The organism is Sphingobacterium suaedae, from assembly GCF_042684625.1.
Taxonomy (GTDB): Bacteria; Bacteroidota; Bacteroidia; order Sphingobacteriales; family Sphingobacteriaceae; genus Sphingobacterium; species Sphingobacterium suaedae.
The window spans coordinates 703,586-725,103 of sequence record NZ_JBHULR010000004.1 but is presented as its reverse complement, the minus strand read 5'-3'; the positions used below and the strand labels follow the sequence as shown (position 1 = coordinate 725,103).

Sequence of the window (21,518 nt, the reverse complement as noted above, 5' to 3'; positions counted from 1 at the left end):
GTCTTTTTTAAAATTGCATCTTAGTGTATAACAAACACTAAGATAGTGTTTCTATTTAGGATAATCAAATATATGTAATCCTAATTGGAGTGTCAAATAGGATTGCTATAAAAAAGGCCAAACCAAATGGTTTAGCCTTTCCTATCTATGCTTTAATCATAGCGATGAAGTCATCAAATAAATAACGTGAATCGTGCGGCCCCGGCGACGACTCCGGATGGTACTGCACCGAGAACGCCTTTTTACCTTTTAAACGGATGCCCTCTATGGAATTATCGTTCAAATTGACATGCGTCACCTCCACTTTATCGGATTTTTCGATATCCTCAGCAACTACGCCAAACCCATGATTTTGCGACGTAATTTCACAACGGTTCGCAACGATGTTTTTAACCGGATGATTGATTCCGCGATGTCCATTATGCATTTTTTGCGTACGGATACCATTGGCTAAAGCAAGCATCTGATGACCTAAACAAATACCAAACATTGGCTTTTCCGCTTCAATAATCTCTTTAATGGTATCAATGGCATAGTCCATTGCTGCCGGATCACCGGGACCATTGGAAATAAAGTATCCGTCTGGACTCCATGCCTCCATTTCCTGGAAAGTAGTTTTCGCTGGAAATACTTTAGCATATACTTGACGAGAATCAAAATTCCGAAGAATATTCTTTTTTATACCTAAGTCCAACACAGCAACTCGCGTAGGTGCTCCTTCTTCACCATAGAAGTATGGCTCTCTCGTGGAGACTATGGAAGATAGTTCTAACCCTTCCATTGAAGGAACTTTAGCAAGTTCGGCCTTCAACGAATCAATATCCAGATTTTCTGAGGATATGATGGCATTCATAGCGCCTTTATCACGGATGTGACGGACTAACGAACGTGTATCGATATCAGAGATACCAACCAAATTTTCCTCTTCAAAATAAGTTTGAATGGAACTGTCAGCCATCTGCCGGCTATAACTGATGTTATAGTTCTTACACACCAAGCCAGCAATCTGGATTTCTCCCGATTCGGTGTCATCTTCATCAATACCGTAATTACCAATGTGCGCATTGGTGGTCACCATTATCTGCCCATAATACGATGGATCCGTGAAGATCTCCTGATAGCCTGTAGTACCGGTGTTGAAACAGATTTCTCCGGTCGTCGTTCCGATTTTTCCGGCTGCTTTCCCGTGATAAACCGTCCCGTCTTCGAGCACCAAAATAGCTGGTAATTTACTGTAGTTCGTCATTCTTTTATTACTCTTATTTATTTAATGTACTTTTCAGTGGATATAAAAAAAGCCCAAATGGGCTAAAATAAAAATCAAATATCCTGTAAACCAATGTAAACATTGAAATCTTGCAACGTTGCAACGAGAAATATTACCTCATTTTTCACGAGAAACAAAGGTACACATAAAAAAGGAAAAAACTAAAATATTCTATTACTCTTCTTCTAAAATTTCTTGTACACGTCCTATCTGTCCATCTTGCAAACGCACTTTGATACCACGATGATGAAAAGCGGATGATGTCAACAAATCCTTTACGATTCCCTCTGTGAGCACCCCTGTGCGTTGATCTTTTTTTAGTACGATATTAACCAGCATTCCGGGCTTGATATGCGCTCTCGTTTTTCCGTCCATATTTTATTTATTAAAGGAAGGCCTGATTCCTTCGGCCCCCACGGATTTTTTACCATTTGATAATATCGTTTCCAAGTGTGAAGAGCATCAATGCAATTAAAATAAAGAAACCAACCATCTGCGCTTTCTCTAAAAAATTATCGCTCAACGGTTTTCCTTGAATCATCTCTACCAATAAGAAAATGACGTGCCCTCCGTCCAAGGCAGGTATGGGCAATAGGTTCATAAACGCTAAAGCCATAGATAGCATCCCGACTAGACTCCAAAACTTAACCCAATTCACTTCGGTACCAAACATCTTGGCAATTCCTACGGGTCCCGATAAGGCCTTATCTGCCCGGACATCGCCCTTGAATATTTTCCCAAACCCTTTGATGTTATCAGTTATGACGGAAAACGCTTTATGGGTGCCGACCGGCAAAGCCTCTAAAAAACCATAAGTCTTTGTGATGACAGGCAGTTGTGCTATAGCTAAAGAAACACCAATTGTTGCGGAAGCATCGATTGTTCCTTTTAAATCTACAAGTTGGTTGTTACGCATTACTGTTATGGTCACTGCTTTATTCACATTGCTCTTCAGCACTTCCGTAAATTGATCAAAGAAAACAGTTGCCTCTCCGTTCACGGCCACGATACTATCTCCCTCGAGAACGTTCATACGTGCAGCCTCAGAATCTGTGACGACTTCCTGTACCCTTGCCATCTTTTGGCGGGGTTGTACAAATTCATTTTTTTTATGTTCCGCTACCGCATTTAATATATCGGCCGGAACCTTCAATTGTTTCGTTGCACCGTTTCGTTCAATGGTCAAGACTGCATCGCCCATTAGAACATCGGAACTCATGACGTCTCCTAAGAAATTGACCGCTTTTTTTCCGTTGACAGCAAGAATTTTATCACCAGCTTGAATGCCGATATTTTTTCCAATAATACCAGGAACAACACCATACCGCAGCTTCGAATTATCAATATCGGTTTCCCCATAACGGAAAGTCAACATCCAAAAAACGAAAATTCCGACGAGAACATTAACAATAATACCACCCAACATGACGATCAAACGTTGCCACGCAGGTTTTGAACGGAATTCCCAAGGTTGAGGTTCTTGTTTTAATTGTTCGGTATCCATCGACTCATCGATCATACCCGCAATTTTAACATATCCACCTAATGGAAGCCATCCGATCCCGTATTCACATCCTTTGTAAGTAAACTTGAATAATTTAACGCCCCAAGCATCAAAAAACAAATAAAACTTCTCTACTTTAATACCAAACGCACGAGCGGCTAAGAAATGTCCTAACTCGTGTAATATTATCAAAATCGACAAACCTAATATAACTTGTCCGATCATCACCAATGTTCCCATTAAAAAAATCTATTTAAGATGAGCTGCAGAGAGCTCGTTTAAAATTCAACAGTTTTCTGTTACTATAATTCCTGTTAGCATTTACCTATTAAATCCCGTGCCACAATTCTCGTTTCCTGATCAATCGCTAACAAGTCATCCAAACTAGGCGCTTCTACCTTTTTCTGCTGACACATTGTCGCTTCAATTAAATTACTCATCCCCAAAAAAGACAATTCATCCGAAAGAAAGGCGGCTACGGCAATTTCATTAGCTGCATTTAGCACACACGGTCGATCTCCTCCGTCGCGTAAGGTTTGATAGGCAAGCTCCAAGTTACGAAAAGTATCCGAATCTGCGGGCTCAAAGGTGAAAGAGGTATAACGCATAAAATCAAAGCGTTCAAAAGTATTATGTTGACGCAACGGAAACGTAAGTGCATATTGAATAGGAACCTTCATATCCGGCACACCCATTTGCGCCTTCATTGAGCCATCCTGAAATTGGACGATGGAATGAATAATAGATTGGGGATGTACAACAACATCGATTTGATCCACATTCAGGTCAAACAGCCACTTTGCTTCAATGACTTCCAGCCCCTTATTCATTAACGACGCTGAATCAATGGTAATTTTTGCTCCCATGACCCAATTGGGATGCTTCAACGCTTGCTGCTTAGTTACATGGGCTAAAAATTGACGATCTTTCCCTCGGAAGGGTCCGCCCGAGGCAGTTAAGTATATCTTTTCTAAAGAATTTTCAGGCTCCCCGACCAAGCATTGAAAAATAGCGGAATGTTCGGAATCAACAGGTAGCATCGTCACACCGAATCTTTTTACCATGTCCATGATAAGCGCACCGGCAACGACCAATGTTTCCTTGTTGGCCAAGGCAATGTCTTTACCGCATTCAATAGCCCGAACTGTCGGACGCAGACCTGCTGATCCGACAATAGCATTTAACACAACATCTATTTTATCCAACGTAACGGCTTCCTCCAATGCTTTCACTCCCGAGAGCACAGCTGTATCTAGATCAGACAGCGCTTGTTTGACTTCTATATAGTGTTTTTCATCTACGATGACGACCACGGTTGGTCGAAACTCCCGTGCCTGCTCAATAAGTGTTTTGTAATTTACACCAGCTGTCAACACAGAAACTTCCAAAAGGTCTGGAAAAGCTCGTACGACATCTAACGCCTGCGTCCCAATACTTCCCGTCGAACCCAATATGGCAATATTTCTTCTCTTCAAAATAGTGTCTATATAATATTTTTTAACAACTCGGGATCATCCCCTCCTTGGTAATTCTTCATCATATCGTGATAGGCAACAGCCATTACTACACTCACAAGCGGAATAATGACAAATGTATTAATAAAGCTAAAGATTTTTGCAACGACGAAATATCCTAAGTACTCGAACGAGACTTGCAAAATATAAGCCATTCCAATTCCTACCAACAGTAGCAATAATCTTGTCATATTACCCCGGGTCAAAGCAACACTCAAACGACATGATCGGAGCACATTGTATTTTTTATCGACGATAAAGTACGGAAAAAAAGTAATACGAATCAGCACAAACATCATAATGATCCCCGTCAGAAAAGGGTTCACCTCCATACTTACCGTCTCGAGGTCTGCGCCAAGATACAGCAGCGGAAAGCTTATAACAGATGAAAATAAGTAAACAATCCCGAGCAGAAATGAATATAATACAAAACCCAATAAAAAATTAAAAAATTGACGGGCACTAGGTATATAATCTTTAAAATCAGCATGTTCTACTCCGCGCGCCAATAAAAGCGCCCTTTTGATAAGAATTAGTTGCGTTCCAAAAAATAAAGACAAAAAAACGAAACACAATAAACCTTTAATGATATACGCTTTGGAGTCTTCTAGCGTAAAAGCTAAATAAGACGATAAGTTCGACGTAACAAATAACAAAAAGCACAATCCGGCAACCGAAAAATAGTGGCTTTTTAGAACTGCTATCGCTCGTAAAAAAACGTCATTTGCTTTAAATGTACTTTCCTTTAAATATTGTAACATGCTGAAAAATAATAATGCAAATATGAGATTATTTTTAATTTGCATCAATTGCATTCCTATTTATTTCGTGTGTTTGCATGAAATAACAATAATAGGATGAAAACGTCACTCCTATTACTGTCTCTTCGCGTTAACCTACTAAAAATCGTCTGTTACTGAAAATCGGATGGAACAGGACGCTCCAACAGATATTGGTAATAAAATCGTACGCGTTCATTAAAATCATAGGCTGATTTTGACCGATTGAAGCCATGCCGGCTTCCTGGATAAATCATGAGTTCAAACGGAACATCCCGTTCTGTCAGGGCATCCACCAATTGCATTGTATTTTGCAGATGTACATTATCATCGAGGTCTCCATGCATAATGCGGAGCCTACCTTTATACAATGGGATATAATTTAAGATAGACCCCTCCTTATAACCGATTGGATTTTCTTGAGGCGTATCCATCCAGCGTTCTGTGTAATGGGTATCGTATAACTCCCAACTGGTAACCGGAGCTCCTGCGATACCATAATCAAAATATTCTGCTCCTTTAGTTAATGCTAAACAAGTCATATATCCACCGTAGCTGTGTCCGGTGATCAGCAATTTATCCTTTTTTACCCAAGATTTGGCTTTTAGCCATTTTGCAACAGTAATATAGTCTACCATCTCCCATTTTCCTAAATTTCTATGCATCCACGCAACCCCTTGTTTTCCATAATGACCTGATGCGCGATGGTCGCAACTTACTTGAATCACATCTTCTTTTGACCAATACTGACCAGAAACACCTTTCCATGTATTACGAACAGTACCTGCATCTGGTCCTCCGTAAATGCTCATAATAACAGGATACTCTTTTGTTTCGTCAAAGTTTACCGGATAAGTGATAATCACGGGTAAGTCGAATTTTCCGTCATCAGAGGGAATAGTGAAATAGTTCGTTTTTCCGATTTTGTAATGGTCGAAGTCATTAGATTTACTATCTGCTAGCTCACGTATAATCTTTCCGTTGCGGTCAACCAGCGCGACTTTGTTTGGAGTAGCGACATTCGAATAATTCGTTATAAAATATTTGCCATCGGGCGAAACAGAAACATGGTGGGTGTAGTCGCCAAAAGTTAAGCGCTTCAGATTCCTTCCGTCATAATCAACACGATACAGGTCAGTCGTTGCCGAATTTTCCTTTCGCGCTGTAAAAAATACGACTTTATTACGTTCATCAACGTGCTGCAACGACGACACTTGCCAGTCCCCCGTCGTCAAAGGATTAATCAATTTTCCATTTAGCGTATATAGATAGTAATGTGCCCAACCTGAACGATCAGACTTCAATATATAATGCTTATTGTCAGAAAGATAGGTAATACGTTCATCGTGATCCAAGTTGATCCAAGAGGATTGTTGTTCATCGTAAATTTCAGTTTTACTACCATCAGCCGGGTTTACTGTATAAAATTTTAGATTATTCTGATCGCGGTTCATCCATTGCACCATAATTGACCGGCTATCGAAGCTCCAATAAGGTTGCCCAAAATACTGATCCGCCTTGGCATCAAAATTGGCCCAAATCACGGGCGATCCCTCGACGGAAACAAATCCGATCTTCACCGCCGGATTAGGGTCTCCGGCTTTTGGATATCGTGTTTTTTCGAGGTATCCATGCTGGCCTTTGGAAACGTAAATGGGAAACATTGGTACCTCCGTATCGTCGAAGCGCATGAAGGCCAAAGTTTTGCTGTCTGGCGACCACCAAAAGGCCTTATAATTTGTAGACCTGCCTAAGATCTCCTCATAATATACCCACGACGACCACCCGTTATAAATGACATCTGTACCATCGTTTGTATACCGAACCTCTCGTTTATTCGTTATTTCTAATCCGTACAAGTCATTGTCACGTGTAAATGCTACATATCGACCGTCGGGTGACAAGGTTGGATTTTTCTCTTCTTGTTCGGGTGATTCGGTAAGACGTTGTGCGGCCTTCTCACCATACTGTATATAAATATCCTTGTCTTTGGTAAAAACTGCAACATTAGATTTGGCAGGCGGTGTGTAAGAACTTCGCGTTCCAGTCTTTACATTTACGCGGTATTCTTTCTTGTCGCCCCGATCTTTTTCAATAAAATGTTCGGGATCCGCCCAGCCGATGTAATCGTTGATGGGTTTGGTTATAGAGACCTCCCGTCCCCAAGCTTGTTCAAAGCTAAGCTCTTTCTGTTGCGCCGCTAACTGCGTTAAAAATAGGATACCAAAAAAGGAGCTTGTCAAGGTTTTTCTCATAAATGCTTATTGATGAAGCTACGAAATTAGCGAATAATACGGAATATGACGCGATTCAGATGTAACATGTTTAAAAAGAAGAGGAAAATCATAACCAAGGAACCGAGTGCGACACCAATCTAATAGAAGACATGACATAAACCCTCTAGATCGCAGAAGGGACGGTTATTACATAAAAAAAGCCACTTAACAGTGGCTTGATATTCTTGATCGCTTAAAACGAAAAATCGTCCTTTTGTGCGTATTCGTTGCTTTCGTATGCAGAATCCTCCTGATTCGGTTCGTAGCGTTTTTCAACAACCTCTTGATTAGCTTTAATGTAATCAACAACGTCAGTCAACCCCTCGGCGAACTTCTCAAAATCTTCTTTATATAAAAATATTTTGTGCTTAATAAATTGACCATCTTCAAAACGCTTTTTGCTTTCCGTGATAGTCACATAATAATCGTTGGAACGAGTCGCTTTTACATCAAAAAAATAAGTACGTTTGCCCGCTCTCACCTTTTTTGAAAATACTTCTTCACGCTCTTTGTTTTCAAAATCTCCCATTAGTATTGTAAGTATTTAAGTTTTAATCCTTTTTCAGTTATAAATATATAATATTTAATTTCAATCAACCAAATTTTAAAACAAAAAATATGATTTTTTTTCTTTTTTTTGAAATAATCTTTCCTCTACTTAAAACAGCCTGATTGTTAGCAACAGAATTTTCACCGAAAAAATGTAGGCATTTACCGAAAAAGTGGGATGTATTACCTATTTTGGCTTAGTGGTTTTTAAGTATTGCGCTACTTTTGAATCAACAACAAAAAACAAACAACGTAATGGAAAGAGAAAGAGATTATAAAACACCACCACCGCCGGTTCCGCCACGTAACAACAAAAGCGCGAATATTGTTGGGGCAATCATTGTCTTTTTAGGTTTAGCTTTATTGCTGAAGAACCTGAACTTAGGTATATGGTTTCCTAGTTGGATCTTCGGCTGGGAGATGATTTTGATGATCATCGGATTGGTTATTGGTGTTAATTCACGGTTTGAGAAAAAGTCGTCTATCATCCTTATTGCCATTGGCGGACTATTTTTACTAAAAAATATGATGGATTTGTCTTTTGGTCGAGTCATTATTCCATTGGCTGCGATTATCATTGGGATATATCTGATCATGCGTAATCGAAGCCATTCCCCCCCCCCCGTTCTTCCGCCTGCAGCACCGATTGACGATAGAGACGAATTCGATTGGGATAAGCGTGTAGATCTAAACGAAACTGACACGACATTCCAATCACCCTTTAATCGCCCGGACCCTCAAGCTACTCATTATCAAAACCCTGAGCAACAGCAAAAAAAAGGCTATTCGTATGAGGGAGAGAATTATATCAAAGTAGATTCCATATTTGGCAATGCTAAAAAGATTATATTCTCTAAAAACTTCTTAGGGGGCACAATGACGAATGTTTTCGGAAGCACGGAGATTAACCTGCTGCAAGCAGATATGCAACAACCCATTGCGTTGGACGTATTCCAGCTGTTTGGTAGTACAAAGATCATTGTTCCTCCGCATTGGGTAATCGTAACCACAGTATCGTCTATTTTGAGCGAAAACGACGATCGACGGGTTATTCTGACGAGCGCGATAGACCAAAATAAATGTATGTACATCACAGGGACCTCCATATTCGGTAACATCACCATAAAGAACAGTTAAACGGTAAATGATATTTAAACTTACGTCCAAAAACCGGTTGATCCACGTCACTACGTGGACCATTTGTGTATTGTACTTTTTTATTTCATATTTCCTCTTGTGGTGGGATTGCCGCCCCAAGGCCGTCACGCCATATGAACCTATTATCGGATCGCTCTCTATAACTATCTGCTGCTACCTCATTTACAGCACGTTACAATATTACCTGCCGCGAAAAAACCAGTATCTTAAAATTACTTTGATATGCTTGGTTTTGACTGTTATGAGTGTCGGCCTTTCTATTTTTTTTCTTAACCAGTTTTTCGACGACTTCTCACTGACGCACTTTTATGAGGTTCTACCTTATCGATTTATCATCAATTTTCTTCTGTTACTCTGTGTGATTATCATTAACATTTTTTGGAATATCCAAGAAGAATACGAGGAAAACAAAAGGCGTAAAGATGAATCCGAACGGATCCTTCGGGACGCCGAGCTATACAATCTCCGGCAGCAACTGCAACCGCATTTTCTGTTTAACAGTTTGAATTCCATTATAGCGTTAATCGGCATTAAGCCTGACGAAGCCAGAAACATGACGTTCCAGTTATCCGATTTTCTTCGTGGAACCATGCGCAAAGACGACAAACAACTTATTCCGTTAACGGATGAAATTGCCCACCTAAAGCTTTATCTGGATATCGAGAAAGTACGGTTTGGACATCGGCTGACCACAACCTTCGGTTTACAAGAGGAGGCGAAACAAGCCAAAGTTCCGTCAATGATCATTCAACCTTTACTTGAAAATGCGATCAAATTTGGACTTTATAACGTGGTTGGTGATGTCGAAATTACGATCCATATCACTTGGACAAATTACATGTTGTATATTACCATTACCAACCCGTTCGATACGGATCAGTTTGAAACAAAAAAAGGGACTGGATTCGGTTTAACAAGTATCCAAAGACGACTTTTTTTGCTGTACAGCCGAACGGATCTGTTGGAGACTTCGATTAAAGACAATATATTTACATCCACCATAAAAATTCCGCAATATGATTAAGACTATTGTTATCGATGACGAGCCTTTAGCACGCATGATTATTATCGAATATCTCAAGCAACATACTGATGTTGAGATCTTAGCGGAATGTGGAGATGGTTTCGAGGGTGCTAAAGCGATACAAATACATCAACCAGATTTGGTTTTTTTAGATATCCAGATGCCAAAGTTGACAGGTTTTGAAATGTTGGAGATAGTTGATGATATGCCTAACGTTATATTTACGACAGCGTTCGACGAGTTTGCTATTAAGGCGTTCGAAAAAAATGCTGTGGATTATCTCTTGAAACCAATTAGCAAAGACCGGTTTGAACAAGCGCTTCTGAAATTTCGAAATACCCATACTCCATCTTCAGCACAACAGGTGTCGTCGAAAGTATCTGCCATAACGGAAGAAGAATCTATAGAACGTATTGTGGTCAAAAATGGCGCTCAGATCAAGATCATTCCGGTACAACAAGTTAACTTTTTAGAAGCCTATGACGACTATGTGAAAATCCATACAAAAGATGGAGTATTTCTAAAGAACAAGACGATGAGTTCTTTTGAAAAACAACTCGATCCGAAGCAGTTTGTACGCGTACATCGTTCCTTCATAGCCAAAGTAGATCAATTGGCTAAAATTGAACCTCTGGAAAAGGAAAGTTACATTGCGACGCTACTTACTGGCGAAAAAATCAACATCAGCAAATCGGGTTATACACGTTTAAAACAAATCATTGGCTTATAAGTAATTGTTTATGTAATTTTGCGCCATGATTCGCAATCTACTTTCACTTATCGGCATCGTATTTTCTTTGGCAACTTTCGCTCAAAGTATGACAGAACAAGCCAATCGGGCAGTTTTCAATAGGATCGAATTTTTTATTAATACCCAAACAACAGATTCCATTTATAGCTTAGCCTCTGATAATTTTAAATCGCAAATTCCAGCCGAACAGCTGGCCTTCGTTTTAAACAATGTATATCAACTCGGAAAAATTAAAAATGTGGAGGTTGTTGATTTCAGGGAAAACACGGCAACTTATCGATTGCAATTTGCCCAGCATGCAGTTCAGGCGAAATTCGCATTGGGTGACGATTACCACTATGACTTATTGAGTTTTGGCCCTGCTGCCGATAAGATAGAACCAAAAGCCGACAAAACCGAGGTCTTAAGCAATGTGGAAAAGGTATCTCCGTTAGATTTCTTTATCGATTCCGTAGCGAACACCTATATTAAAAAAAGAAATACACAATCGCTTGCGATTGGCATTTTTCACCAGAATCAGTATAAGACCTTTTCTTATGGAGAAACAGAAAACGGCAATGAGACTTTACCAACAGAAAACACAATCTACGAAATCGGATCAATTACCAAAGTGTTTACAGCTGTTCTGCTGGCTGATCTCGTAGAGAAAAAACTTGTCCAACTAGACGATTCTATTATTAAATTTTTACCAGATTCGCTTCAGCGGAATCCCTCCTTACAAGGAATCACATTCAAAAGTTTAGCGAACCATACTTCAGGACTACCACGGTTGCCTGACAATGCGGATGCCGACGCTGGCTTCTCAACGAAAGATCCCTACGCGTTGTACGACCGCAAGGCGCTATTCGCTTTCTTAAAAGGATTCAAAGCAAACCGACCGCCGGGTGAAATTTATGAATACAGTAATTTGGGTTTTGGATTACTTGGTGAGCTCTTGTCTATCGTGACGAAGAAAACGTATATACAGCTGCTTCAAGAGACTATCCTCACACCTTTACAGATGGTTAATACGACAGACAAAGCGGACCCGAAGAAAGAGCAAATCTTGTCAAAGGTATATGACGACCAAGGAGAAGAAACTCTCCCATGGAATTTTAAAGCAATGGTTGGCGCCGGCGGATTAAAGTCTAACGTGAAAGATTTGATACGGTTTGCCGTGGAGCAGTTCAAAATGCCACAAGAAGAACTGCAGTATGCCATGGCGCTTACTCGGCAATTTACATTCTTTACCCCTGAAAACATGGATATCGGGCTAGCTTGGCATATGAGCATGCTCGACGGCCTAATCTATTTTCATCATACCGGTGGAACTGGGGGCAGTAGCTCTTTTATCGGTTTATCCCCAGACACAAAAACAGCTGTAGTAGTACTTTCCAATGCAGCGAGTAGCGTTAACGCAGTAAGTATGACCATTATGGAAAAATTACTAGAGCAGAAAAATGAGTAAAATAAAGGTTTGCGCCAAAATGGCCTGAATATTAAAGCGTATTGTACACATTATGCCCCACCTGAGATTCCCGAAGCAACTTTTTGCTTTTCGCATCGTAGACGTAGGTAGCAGGATAGTTTTCTGGCCGAAAGCGTTCTAAAAACTCCACCCCAGGATCTTTCCAAAACGAAATCCGAGGTTTGTTTTTTAATTCCTTTGCGAACATATTGATAAAGCCATCCACATATTCCCTGTCGTTCATACTAATAAAGAAAAACGATACATCGGTAAGTCGAGGCAGGTTTTTCGCGATACTTGTGCCCAATTCTTGACAATGGCCACATCCGGTGTCGTAAAAAACTAGAACTATCCGTCCCTCTTTCGGAAGCGCTTGTTGTAACAGTCGTTCGGGACAGTAAACATCATGTATAGACATAAATTTCGGCAGTTCCTTTGGCGCATGCTGACCAAACGAATGGAACGAGAATAGAATAAAAGATAGGATTAATCTGTTTTTTGTCATTATTTACCGGTTATGGTTGTATTACGAAGCAATCATCATGCCCGCGGTTAAAATGTCCAAGAAATACCATATATTTGGTACAAATCAATATTAAAAGATAAAAGATTTATCATTGTGAAAAAACGCATCGCTATCTTTGCCTCCGGCTCGGGTTCAAATGCACAAAAAATCATGGAGCATTTCAAATACTCCAACGTAGCTGAAGTCGCATTGGTATTAAGCAACAATCCCGAAGCTTACGTTTTACAACGTGCTGACAATTTTGAAATTCCGTCACACATTTTTGACCGCAAGACATTTTATGAAACTAATGAGGTCGTAGAAATCTTAAAGCGACTGGAAATTGATTTGGTGGTGCTCGCAGGTTTCCTGTGGCTTGTCCCTGAAAATCTGTTGAAGGCATTTCCCAATAAAATTATCAATATCCACCCAGCTCTATTACCAAAATTTGGCGGAAAAGGAATGTACGGAGACAGGGTTCACCATGCTGTTTTGGCAGCTAAAGAAGATGAGCATGGAATTACCATACACTTTGTCAACGAAAATTTTGACGAAGGCGAAGTCATTCATCAAGCCAAATTTAAAATTGAACCGGAAGATACGTTGGAGATCGTAAAATTCAAAGGGCAGCAGCTCGAACATCAATATTTTCCCAAGGTGATTGAGAACTTGTTAAAGAAATATAATTAAAAGGAACGGTTCGTTCCTTTTAATTGGAATAGCTTAGAAAAAAATGGCCAGGTAGTCAAGCGAATTGGACCATGCGTGTCCACCGTCACTTTCATAATATTGGTATGTGATATGCTGCTATTCTAGTCTACGCCTGAACTTTTCTCCCGTTTGATACAGAAAAGTATATCACCTTTTAGAAACTGTTCCGTGAGGCACTTCTTGAATTTGATATCGTGCAGAACGGTCACCATTCGTAATCAAATAGCTAAACATATTCCTGACGTCTCGCATCTGATACATATTCAATGGATCTCTTGTCAAAACCCCATCTATCTCGAACTGGTATAAAAATACGTCGGATGGTAGTACGGTGCTTGTATATGTTTACATCTCTCCTTTTTTTCACAGGCATTTTACCTGGGGTTCCATTTGAATCAAGTTCCATCCAGTTTTCAAGCACATATACCTCGGTTGGGCTAGCAAAAGGTAGGTTAAACGTCACCGTATTATTCGCATGCACCACAGACGAAAGGATACGTTACCTCTGTCCGGATCCCCTATTTTCCTGACCACGAGTGGACATAATTACAACGATCCAAAACAATGGAGTAAAAAGAAAGACAGCTCTATACATAGCTAGTTGTTTATTCTTAAAGATACGAAAGCCTTTGATTACCAGTAGACGTCTAAAAAACGAAAAAGTCAAAATTTATTAAATCTATATTTGTATCTTTGCGGCTCCAAACATATTACAATGAATCATCCTGTTAAGATTAAAAATGCTTTGGTGTCAGTTTATTATAAAGACAACTTAGCGCCACTTATCCAACTTTTGAACAAATACGGAGTTACTTTCTACTCTACAGGCGGTACGGAAGCGTTTATCCGTGAACAAGGAATCGACGTGGTTCCGGTTGAAGAGCTAACCAGCTATCCATCTATCCTCGGAGGACGCGTAAAGACCTTGCACCCGAAAATATTTGGAGGTATATTAGCACGTCGTCCGTTAGAGAGTGACCAACAGCAGCTGACACAATATGAAATCCCTGAGATTGATCTGGTAATTGTTGATTTATATCCATTTGAAGAAACCGTGGCATCAGGAGCATCGCAACAAGATATTATTGAAAAGATAGATATAGGCGGGATTTCGCTTATCCGAGCTGCCGCAAAGAACTTTCATGACGTCGTTATTCTATCTTCCAAAAATGATTATCAAGAATTGGAAGATCTATTAGCTGCACAGGACGGACAAACATCTGTGGAACAACGTAAAGAGTTCGCAAAAAGGGCTTTTAACACGTCTTCTCATTACGACACGGCAATCTTTAATTATTTCAACCAAGAATCACCAATACCTGTATTCAAACAATCTGTTCAACAGTCCCAAACATTACGGTACGGTGAAAACCCGCACCAAAAAGGGACATTTTTTGGTGATCTTGATGCGATATTTGACAAACTCAATGGTAAGGAACTTTCTTACAACAACCTTGTTGACGTAGATGCTGCTGTTGCTATTATCGATGAATTTGAAGAGCCAACCTTTGCCATTCTTAAACATACCAACGCCTGCGGTGTAGCTTCACGTTCGACCGTAAAACAAGCTTGGCTGGATGCCTTAGCTTGTGATCCCGTTTCGGCATTTGGGGGTGTATTAATCACCAACGGTGAAATAGATGCTGAAACAGCATTGGAAATCAACAATCTATTTTTTGAAGTGCTAATCGCGCCGTCATACACGGAGGAAGCGCTTCACGTGTTAACAGCAAAGAAAAATCGTATTCTTTTAAAACGAAAAAACATAACGTTACCGAAGGAACAGTTTAAGACTTTGCTGAATGGTGTGATCTTGCAAGACAAAGATCATACGGTAGAAGGTCCAGATTCCATGGAAGCGGTCACTACAGTCAAGCCGACAGAAGACCAATTACGTGATCTATACTTTGCTAATAAAATTGTCAAACATACCAAATCCAATACTATCGTCTTTGCGAAAAATGGAACTTTAATTGCTTCAGGTGTAGGACAGACATCACGGGTCGACGCGCTGAAACAAGCAATAGAAAAAGCGCTGTCATTTGGTTTTGACATCCAAGGAAGCGTAATGGCTTCTGATGCATTTTTTCCATTTCCAGACTGTGTCGAAATAGCTGGAGACGCAGGCGTCGTCGCTGTTTTGCAGCCGGGGGGATCGATCAAAGATCAATTGTCTATCGATATGGCCAACGAAAAAGGAGTTGCCATGGTGATCACTGGTGTTCGACATTTCAAGCACTAAAAGCCATCATCAAAAGAGACAAATAAGGAGCCTAGGCTCCCTATTTGTCTTTCTTTTGCTATAAAAAACCAAGGAGCCAATAGATAATGATGAATACGACAATTGTGCCAAAACACCCCAGTCCCACTTTCCTTGCCCCCCAGCCTGCTATCAATGCCCTGAAAAACTTGTTCATAATCTGTTTATAATTTTTGTAAACACGATCAAGAACAGTGCCGAAAACATTCTGCTTTTAATAAATCTCGAACGACCATTTGTTGGGCAAAGTGTTTTTGTAACGCTCGCCCATCCCCATGAATAGTCCATATCTCAGTAGGTTCTACTTTTGCTATGAAAGAGAGCAAGTCATCCCAATCCACGTGATCGGATATATAGAGTTCTATATCATTTTGCTTTTGTAAACGTTCCCAACCAGATGCAAATGCTTTTAACACGTTTTTTGCCTTGAAATAACTGTTAAATGTCAGTGGCGGCACCAAGTATATTTTGTTCGTCGCTCCTTCCTTCATTGCCTTTCGGTTGTAAAGGGAATAACGGAGGGCCGTCCGCCCAAACAGCTCGTACAGCTTATGAATCGGGTGCATTTTATGATGGACAAGAACTTCACGCTCCGGCAAATATTGATTAATCAGTGCAGTCAAACGCTGAGCTTTCCCAAGCGTGTAGCAGCCCAGCATAATGTTGCTTGGCCGATCTTTGAGCTTTAAAATCTCTTCACGGAAATCAGGATGTTTCGTTGCGGGATCTGCAAACGTAGATTCGGTAATAAGTACCTCCGCCGGTACGATCTGCAACGGCTCACATGTTGCATCCTCCTGTAGTTTATAATCTCCCGTGTATAGATACCGTACGCCTCGAAATATCATAAGAATTTGAGCAGAACCTAATATGTGGCCAGCGGGAAACAACGTAAGTTCTACCTCTCCTAATCGAAAGGGAAAACCAAAATCTTGTTTAAGCATTGATATTTCGGGAATTTTGGCATATTTATTTCTCATAAAGGCAAATGTGGCTGCTGTCGCATACATCCGCCCATGTCCGTTTGTGGCATGATCACCATGAGCGTGCGAAATAACGTTTGTCTCTACTGGAGCCAGTGCATCAATGTAGAAATCTCCGTACCGACAGTAATATCCTCTTTCCTCTCTCACTAAAAAGTCTGCTAACACTACTGCCATACGTTCCCCTCTTTCAAAAAAAGCTCATGCAACGCAAGCACCTCCGATAGCAGCGGATTTTTCTCATCATTCGACAGCACAAAATCCGCCATCTTTATCTTCTCCTCATCTTTCATTTGTTTTTCAATTCTATCGAGCACTTGTTCCCGCGAGAGACCGTCTCGTTTTATTACTCTGTCAATCCTTAGATCCATGGGTGCCATAACCAATATCGTATAATCTAACGACTGATATGAGCCCGTTTCGAATAGTAGTGCTGCTTCTTTTAAAGAATAAGCAAAGGTCTGATCCTCAGCCCATTGTTTACCGTGTTCAATAACAATTGGATGTATAATCGCATTCAATGTGTTCAATTTCTCTTGATTCGTAAATACCACTGCGGATAAATAATTCTTATCCAACCGTCCATCGATATTATAGACCCTTTCGCCGAAAACATCAATTAATTCGGCTCGTATGGTTTCGCTGGTATTCATTAAGTGTTTAGCTTCATAGTCAGCGTCGTAAAACGGTACACCCAGCGCTCTAAAAATCTTGGCTACATAGCTCTTTCCTGAACCAATACCTCCAGTAATGCCTATTTTCAATCCCATGCTAACGTCTTACAAAAAAATCTACATTTTGTGGTTCAATACTAATAACGTGACAGAAGTCAGGAATTTTAGTCAAAATTACAGAGAGACTTTGCACCTTATTTTTTTCCCAACTCTCCATATCAACTACTGCTTCAAAATCACGAGACGACCACTTGTTATAATCCTTTAGTGAAACTAAGAATGTTACCTTTATCTTGCTAGGAAGCGTGCGCACTGAAGTATATCGAGATGCGTTTTCTACCTTCAAAGGGAGTTCAACAGTTTTTTCGGTGATCTCACCAACGGGTATCGTAATCTCCGAAAAGGTTGGATAAATCGTAATATTATTTTTTTGATGTTTATTTAAGTAGGCTACGGTACGAATGTCGGCACCAACATTACGGCCCCGGATCGTATCCGTTTCTAAAAACTCAATATTAGCAACATCTTCCAAAGGACCTGTTACGGTTACATACTCGGGATTGGCCTTAGTATCCCCAATAATACCATATTGTTTTTTAAATTGTATGTCATACAATGGGCGAACAGGCACCTTCCGCTGAGTCTGCTTTGAAAAGTCAAAAAACAAAGTATCTGGACTAACGGATACCACCTGATTGTCTACTGGAAACTGCCTGTTAATATAGCCCAGTTGATTTGTAAACACGATAAAACTTCGTGTTTTCAAGCCGCTGAGATCGACTTGAATATGCGGTGTATCGGGCTGCAATTTCTTCAGAAAGATCTTCCAGCCGCTCATTTTCATCTTTACACTCACTGTATCTGATTGTAATGGATGAAAGGCCTTCTGTTCCGGGATATTGACATAAGAAATACCGGCTTTAATGGTGTATGTCTGTATACTGGAAACCGCAAACAGTAACCAAGCGACAAAAGAGATCGCCATACATCGCAAGAATATTGCAATTTTCCTTCGCTTTACTTTGCTAATTCGCGGTTGAGCCATAGGCACAAAGGTAACAAATCTTCGTTATTTTGCAGCTATGTCCATTGGTGTAACGGCTGCTACAAACAGAGAAGAGGCGACCAAAAAAGGTTGCCTCTTCTTCCATATAATACTTCCGAATTATTTTTTTACTGCTTCTCCATTTGCTGCTTTTGAAGCATCCAATGCGATGGCTGATTTATCAAAACGAATGCGTACACCTGATCCGACGTCTACTAAAAATGTGGATTCCGCAACCTCTACAATGCGGCCATGAATACCCGCCGTCGTTACGACCTTCGAATTTACGCCTAGCTCTTCAATATATTTTTTGTGATCTTTTTGTTTCTTCATTTGCGGTCTAATCATAAAGAAATAAAAAACCACAATAATCAAGATCATGGGTAAAAAACTCATAAGGTTACTGCCTCCCGGTGTTGCCTGTAATAATGTTGTCATCATATCAAAAATCAAATTAAAGTTAAAAACTGAAAAAGGACAAGGTCTGTTCGTTACTTCGCTGCTACTTCTCCCTTTAATTGAATGGTTGTTACTCCATTTTCCGCATTGGAAACTACCGTAACAATCTTTTGTTGTTTGCCCACTTGCCCATTGCTATCAAAGCTCACTTTGATCTCGCCTGTCTTCCCGGGAAGAACGGGCGTCTGCGTGTATGACGGAGTCGTACACCCGCAGGACGCAGATACCTGGGATAAAATCACTGGAGATTTGCCCGTATTTTCGAACGTATATACGTGTTCCACAATGTCTCCTTCGTTCACTTGTCCGAAATCAAATGCCGTTTCGGCAAACTCGATTTTACCTAAATGGGACGAATCCTTCGTGGCGACAGCTGAACTATCATTTGTTGCATCCGTATTGCCTCCTGTAGTACCACAAGACGTAAGTGTTGCTAACACAAAACAAATAAAACCTATGTTAATTATATTCATATCTTCTGTATTTGAGCAGTTTTTTACTCTTTTCCATGCTAATCTGAACTAATCCTTCAACCCTCGTCCCTGTTTCTGTATACGCCGTTGTTGTGTCAGGTCAGCTAAAATTTTATCCAAAATACCATTAATGAAGGTATTACTTTTTGACGTACTGAAAGCTTTAGATAACTCGATATATTCATTAATAGTAACCTTTACTGGAATTGTCGGAAAATTTATCAGCTCACAAATAGCCATACGCATTAATAAATTATCTACCAAAGCAATGCGATCCGCTTCCCAATTCTTTGTCTTCAGTGAAATCATCTCCTGATACTCGCCCCCATAGCGGATTGTCTGTTTCAGCAAGTTGATAATAAATTCCAAATCTTCGTCCCAATTGGGCGTTAACACCGCCAACTTATTTTGTACAGGGTTTTCACTATTAAAGTTCTTGAAGGTCTTGGCGATCATGGCTTGTAATACTTCTTTGTCTACCGGCCAATTAATAAATCTGGTCTCGAATACCTGCTCTATTTCCGATGATTTCAGAATGATCTTTTTGAAAATGTATTTGATGATGTCCTTCTCTACTCCAATGGAGCGATCTTCTTGTTGAAGGTAAGCCATATATTCTTCCGATTCTTTCAGTTCTGCGAAAATGGATCGAACAATTTCAGGATCAAACCCCCACGAAACCCGATATTTTTTGACATTTTCGAGGTAAGTCCTGTTTTGCCTAAGGGATTCGATAAAACTGTTGCTGTTTAACTTGGTTGTGTACGCCTTGTCCTTTTCGGTCGGCAAAAATTTATTGGCTCTTCCCTCTGCGTCAATCAACACATATTCCGCAACTTCATCCAAAAGATTCAGTGTCCAAATATACATTTGATTGACTTCATCCACACTGGTCATCAGCGCTTTTTCAAAATCTTTGATGTGTTTATCTTCTGATAAACTAAACGCATAAAGCGTTTGCATGACTTTCACCCGAAGGTGCCTTCTGTTAAGCATAATGTAATTTAAAGAACGATTGTATATAAATAAGAACGATATTATACTTGATAACGGATAGCCTACACTATCTTTTTAATTTCTTGATGTCAAAGATACGCTTTTCTGCCAATTGTTTAGCCGCTTCATAGGTGGTAATTTCATCTTCCACAGATTTCTGTATAACGTGTCGAGTGGCATTATAGATGTTTTTCACGAGCGACTCAGTTCGGTCGCTGCCGTAGCCCTCCAATTCCGAATAACAACTGATCAATGCTCCCGCATTAATCAAAAAGTCGGGGGTATATAGAATATTATGCTCCTTCAACAAACGATTTGTCGCCTCTTCGTCTTTCAACTGATTATTGGCAGATCCAGCTATAATTTTACAGCGCATACGTGGAACCGTATCCGGGTTAACCGTCCCGCCTAATGCGCATGGCGCATAAACATCAGCATCCAACTCGAAACTTGTAGAGTACGTAATTGGTTCCGCCTTATATTTGGCAGCAATTTTCATTTTACGTTCCTCGGTCATATCGGATACATATACGCGCGCATTCTCAGCACGCAACATTCCCACCAATTGTTCGCCAACGCTTCCAACACCTTGCACGGCGATTTTTCGACCAGCTAAACTATCATCACCATACAGCTCCTTAATCGCAGCCTTTATCCCATAAAAGACACCCCTCGCCGCAAACACCGTGGTATCTCCTCCGCCATTTAACGATGCCGGTAGCCCTGCCACGTAGTTGGTCTCGGAAAGCATATACTCCAAATCTTTCTGCGTTGTCCCAATATCCGTGGACGCTATAAAATTTCCATTCAACCCTTCGATAAACTGGCCAAAACGACGCATCAGTACTTCGGTTTTGTCCAAACGGTTATTACCGATAATGATAGCACTGCCCCCGCCTAAATTTAATCCCGCTATAGATGCCTTGTACGTAATCGCCTGAGAAAGCCGCAATGCGTCTTCTACAGCATCCGAGACGGATTCGTAAGGTAACATCCGAACACCTCCTATCGCCGGCCCTAGCGTCGTGTCATGAATGGCAACTATAGCCTGCAAACCTACAGCCTGGTCATGACAGAAAAATAAGTTCTGATGACCCGAAAGGCCCATCTTTTCAAATACAGAAGAATTGTATACCTCCATAG

21 protein-coding genes are annotated in these 21,518 nt (G+C 40.4%); 6 read left to right on the top strand and 15 right to left on the bottom strand.

The window, feature by feature from the left end; all coding sequences use genetic code 11:
* Positions 1-145: 145 nt before the first annotated feature.
* The 7 genes from carA to ACFSR5_RS12615 all read right to left on the bottom strand — a co-directional run bounded on the left by carA (position 146) and on the right by ACFSR5_RS12615 (position 7,869).
* Entirely contained in the window at positions 146-1,246 is a 1,101-nt protein-coding gene (gene carA, locus ACFSR5_RS12645; RefSeq protein ID WP_380904301.1) for a glutamine-hydrolyzing carbamoyl-phosphate synthase small subunit, read from the bottom strand.
* Between the two features lie 195 nt (positions 1,247-1,441).
* Positions 1,442-1,642 carry a YwbE family protein gene (locus tag ACFSR5_RS12640; protein ID WP_380904299.1) on the bottom strand — a complete coding sequence of 67 codons (201 nt, stop codon included), beginning with the start codon at positions 1,640-1,642 and terminating at the stop codon, positions 1,442-1,444.
* 49 nt (positions 1,643-1,691) lie between these two features.
* Entirely contained in the window at positions 1,692-3,011 is a 1,320-nt protein-coding gene (gene rseP / locus ACFSR5_RS12635; RefSeq protein WP_380904297.1) for an RIP metalloprotease RseP, read from the bottom strand.
* A gap of 74 nt (positions 3,012-3,085) precedes the next feature.
* Positions 3,086-4,246 carry a 1-deoxy-D-xylulose-5-phosphate reductoisomerase gene (locus tag ACFSR5_RS12630; protein ID WP_380904295.1) on the bottom strand — a complete coding sequence of 387 codons (1,161 nt, stop codon included), beginning with the start codon at positions 4,244-4,246 and terminating at the stop codon, positions 3,086-3,088.
* Positions 4,247-4,254: 8 nt separating this feature from the next.
* Positions 4,255-5,046, bottom strand: coding sequence for a beta-carotene 15,15'-monooxygenase (locus tag ACFSR5_RS12625; protein WP_380904293.1), 792 nt, complete (start codon positions 5,044-5,046; stop codon positions 4,255-4,257).
* A gap of 152 nt (positions 5,047-5,198) precedes the next feature.
* A complete protein-coding gene (locus ACFSR5_RS12620) occupies positions 5,199-7,319 on the bottom strand; it encodes a S9 family peptidase (RefSeq protein ID WP_380904291.1) in 2,121 nt (706 codons plus the stop codon).
* A gap of 214 nt (positions 7,320-7,533) precedes the next feature.
* Complete coding sequence (locus tag ACFSR5_RS12615) at positions 7,534-7,869, bottom strand: DUF3276 family protein (RefSeq protein WP_380904289.1); 336 nt, start codon at positions 7,867-7,869, stop codon at positions 7,534-7,536.
* A gap of 275 nt (positions 7,870-8,144) precedes the next feature.
* Here ACFSR5_RS12615 and ACFSR5_RS12610 point away from each other — a divergent pair, with 275 nt between their 5' ends.
* From ACFSR5_RS12610 to ACFSR5_RS12595, 4 genes are all read left to right on the top strand, one after another.
* Positions 8,145-9,026, top strand: coding sequence for a LiaF transmembrane domain-containing protein (locus tag ACFSR5_RS12610; protein ID WP_380904287.1), 882 nt, complete (start codon positions 8,145-8,147; stop codon positions 9,024-9,026).
* 7 nt (positions 9,027-9,033) lie between these two features.
* Complete coding sequence (locus tag ACFSR5_RS12605) at positions 9,034-10,071, top strand: sensor histidine kinase (RefSeq protein ID WP_380904285.1); 1,038 nt, start codon at positions 9,034-9,036, stop codon at positions 10,069-10,071.
* Entirely contained in the window at positions 10,064-10,801 is a 738-nt protein-coding gene (locus ACFSR5_RS12600) for a LytR/AlgR family response regulator transcription factor (protein ID WP_380904283.1), read from the top strand. Before ACFSR5_RS12605 ends, ACFSR5_RS12600 begins: the two co-directional genes overlap by 8 nt.
* Positions 10,802-10,889: 88 nt before the next feature.
* The gene (locus ACFSR5_RS12595) at positions 10,890-12,269 is read left to right on the top strand and encodes a serine hydrolase domain-containing protein (protein WP_380904281.1); all 1,380 of its coding nucleotides are present in this window, start codon (positions 10,890-10,892) and stop codon (positions 12,267-12,269) included.
* A 31-nt stretch (positions 12,270-12,300) separates the two neighbouring features.
* Here ACFSR5_RS12595 and ACFSR5_RS12590 read toward each other — a convergent pair whose 3' ends face one another.
* The gene (locus tag ACFSR5_RS12590) at positions 12,301-12,774 is read right to left on the bottom strand and encodes a peroxiredoxin family protein (RefSeq protein WP_380904279.1); all 474 of its coding nucleotides are present in this window, start codon (positions 12,772-12,774) and stop codon (positions 12,301-12,303) included.
* Positions 12,775-12,888: 114 nt separating this feature from the next.
* Here ACFSR5_RS12590 and purN point away from each other — a divergent pair, with 114 nt between their 5' ends.
* The gene (gene purN, locus ACFSR5_RS12585) at positions 12,889-13,464 is read left to right on the top strand and encodes a phosphoribosylglycinamide formyltransferase (RefSeq protein WP_380904277.1); all 576 of its coding nucleotides are present in this window, start codon (positions 12,889-12,891) and stop codon (positions 13,462-13,464) included.
* 736 nt (positions 13,465-14,200) lie between these two features.
* Positions 14,201-15,727, top strand: coding sequence for a bifunctional phosphoribosylaminoimidazolecarboxamide formyltransferase/IMP cyclohydrolase (gene purH, locus ACFSR5_RS12580; RefSeq protein WP_380904275.1), 1,527 nt, complete (start codon positions 14,201-14,203; stop codon positions 15,725-15,727).
* A gap of 203 nt (positions 15,728-15,930) precedes the next feature.
* Here purH and ACFSR5_RS12575 read toward each other — a convergent pair whose 3' ends face one another.
* The 7 genes from ACFSR5_RS12575 to ACFSR5_RS12545 form a co-directional block, all read right to left on the bottom strand.
* Positions 15,931-16,905: an MBL fold metallo-hydrolase RNA specificity domain-containing protein gene (locus ACFSR5_RS12575; RefSeq protein WP_380904273.1), complete on the bottom strand. Its 975-nt coding sequence runs from the start codon at positions 16,903-16,905 to the stop codon at positions 15,931-15,933.
* Positions 16,896-17,498, bottom strand: a complete 603-nt coding sequence (gene coaE / locus ACFSR5_RS12570; RefSeq protein WP_380904271.1) for a dephospho-CoA kinase — start codon at positions 17,496-17,498, stop codon at positions 16,896-16,898. The genes ACFSR5_RS12575 and coaE overlap by 10 nt, the downstream gene beginning before the upstream one ends.
* A 1-nt stretch (position 17,499) precedes the next feature.
* Complete coding sequence (locus ACFSR5_RS12565) at positions 17,500-18,387, bottom strand: hypothetical protein (protein WP_380904269.1); 888 nt, start codon at positions 18,385-18,387, stop codon at positions 17,500-17,502.
* A gap of 180 nt (positions 18,388-18,567) precedes the next feature.
* Complete coding sequence (gene yajC, locus ACFSR5_RS12560; RefSeq protein WP_380904267.1) at positions 18,568-18,888, bottom strand: preprotein translocase subunit YajC; 321 nt, start codon at positions 18,886-18,888, stop codon at positions 18,568-18,570.
* Positions 18,889-18,938: 50 nt separating this feature from the next.
* Positions 18,939-19,379, bottom strand: coding sequence for a DUF1573 domain-containing protein (locus tag ACFSR5_RS12555; RefSeq protein ID WP_380904265.1), 441 nt, complete (start codon positions 19,377-19,379; stop codon positions 18,939-18,941).
* A gap of 48 nt (positions 19,380-19,427) precedes the next feature.
* A complete protein-coding gene (gene nusB, locus ACFSR5_RS12550; RefSeq protein ID WP_380904263.1) occupies positions 19,428-20,375 on the bottom strand; it encodes a transcription antitermination factor NusB in 948 nt (315 codons plus the stop codon).
* A 67-nt stretch (positions 20,376-20,442) separates the two neighbouring features.
* Positions 20,443-21,516 carry a Leu/Phe/Val dehydrogenase gene (locus ACFSR5_RS12545; RefSeq protein WP_380904261.1) on the bottom strand — a complete coding sequence of 358 codons (1,074 nt, stop codon included), beginning with the start codon at positions 21,514-21,516 and terminating at the stop codon, positions 20,443-20,445.
* Positions 21,517-21,518 lie beyond the last annotated feature (2 nt).

Bases quoted from the DNA above. Each gene is read 5' to 3' on its own strand.
- coaE (WP_380904271.1), bottom strand. From the start codon at position 17,498: ATGGGATTGAAAATAGGCATTACTGGAGGTATTGGTTCAGGAAAGAGC.
- ACFSR5_RS12555 (WP_380904265.1), bottom strand. From the start codon at position 19,379: ATGAATATAATTAACATAGGTTTTATTTGTTTTGTGTTAGCAACACTT.
- ACFSR5_RS12595 (WP_380904281.1), top strand. From the start codon at position 10,890: ATGACAGAACAAGCCAATCGGGCAGTTTTCAATAGGATCGAATTTTTT.
- nusB (WP_380904263.1), bottom strand. From the start codon at position 20,375: ATGCTTAACAGAAGGCACCTTCGGGTGAAAGTCATGCAAACGCTTTAT.
- yajC (WP_380904267.1), bottom strand. From the start codon at position 18,888: ATGATGACAACATTATTACAGGCAACACCGGGAGGCAGTAACCTTATG.
- ACFSR5_RS12640 (WP_380904299.1), bottom strand. From the start codon at position 1,642: ATGGACGGAAAAACGAGAGCGCATATCAAGCCCGGAATGCTGGTTAAT.
- ACFSR5_RS12590 (WP_380904279.1), bottom strand. From the start codon at position 12,774: ATGACAAAAAACAGATTAATCCTATCTTTTATTCTATTCTCGTTCCAT.
- ACFSR5_RS12600 (WP_380904283.1), top strand. From the start codon at position 10,064: ATGATTAAGACTATTGTTATCGATGACGAGCCTTTAGCACGCATGATT.
- ACFSR5_RS12565 (WP_380904269.1), bottom strand. From the start codon at position 18,387: ATGGCGATCTCTTTTGTCGCTTGGTTACTGTTTGCGGTTTCCAGTATA.
- ACFSR5_RS12605 (WP_380904285.1), top strand. From the start codon at position 9,034: ATGATATTTAAACTTACGTCCAAAAACCGGTTGATCCACGTCACTACG.
- ACFSR5_RS12610 (WP_380904287.1), top strand. From the start codon at position 8,145: ATGGAAAGAGAAAGAGATTATAAAACACCACCACCGCCGGTTCCGCCA.
- ACFSR5_RS12615 (WP_380904289.1), bottom strand. From the start codon at position 7,869: ATGGGAGATTTTGAAAACAAAGAGCGTGAAGAAGTATTTTCAAAAAAG.
- ACFSR5_RS12545 (WP_380904261.1), bottom strand. From the start codon at position 21,516: ATGGAGGTATACAATTCTTCTGTATTTGAAAAGATGGGCCTTTCGGGT.
- ACFSR5_RS12620 (WP_380904291.1), bottom strand. From the start codon at position 7,319: ATGAGAAAAACCTTGACAAGCTCCTTTTTTGGTATCCTATTTTTAACG.
- ACFSR5_RS12625 (WP_380904293.1), bottom strand. From the start codon at position 5,046: ATGTTACAATATTTAAAGGAAAGTACATTTAAAGCAAATGACGTTTTT.
- carA (WP_380904301.1), bottom strand. From the start codon at position 1,246: ATGACGAACTACAGTAAATTACCAGCTATTTTGGTGCTCGAAGACGGG.
- ACFSR5_RS12575 (WP_380904273.1), bottom strand. From the start codon at position 16,905: ATGGCAGTAGTGTTAGCAGACTTTTTAGTGAGAGAGGAAAGAGGATAT.
- purH (WP_380904275.1), top strand. From the start codon at position 14,201: ATGAATCATCCTGTTAAGATTAAAAATGCTTTGGTGTCAGTTTATTAT.
- rseP (WP_380904297.1), bottom strand. From the start codon at position 3,011: ATGGGAACATTGGTGATGATCGGACAAGTTATATTAGGTTTGTCGATT.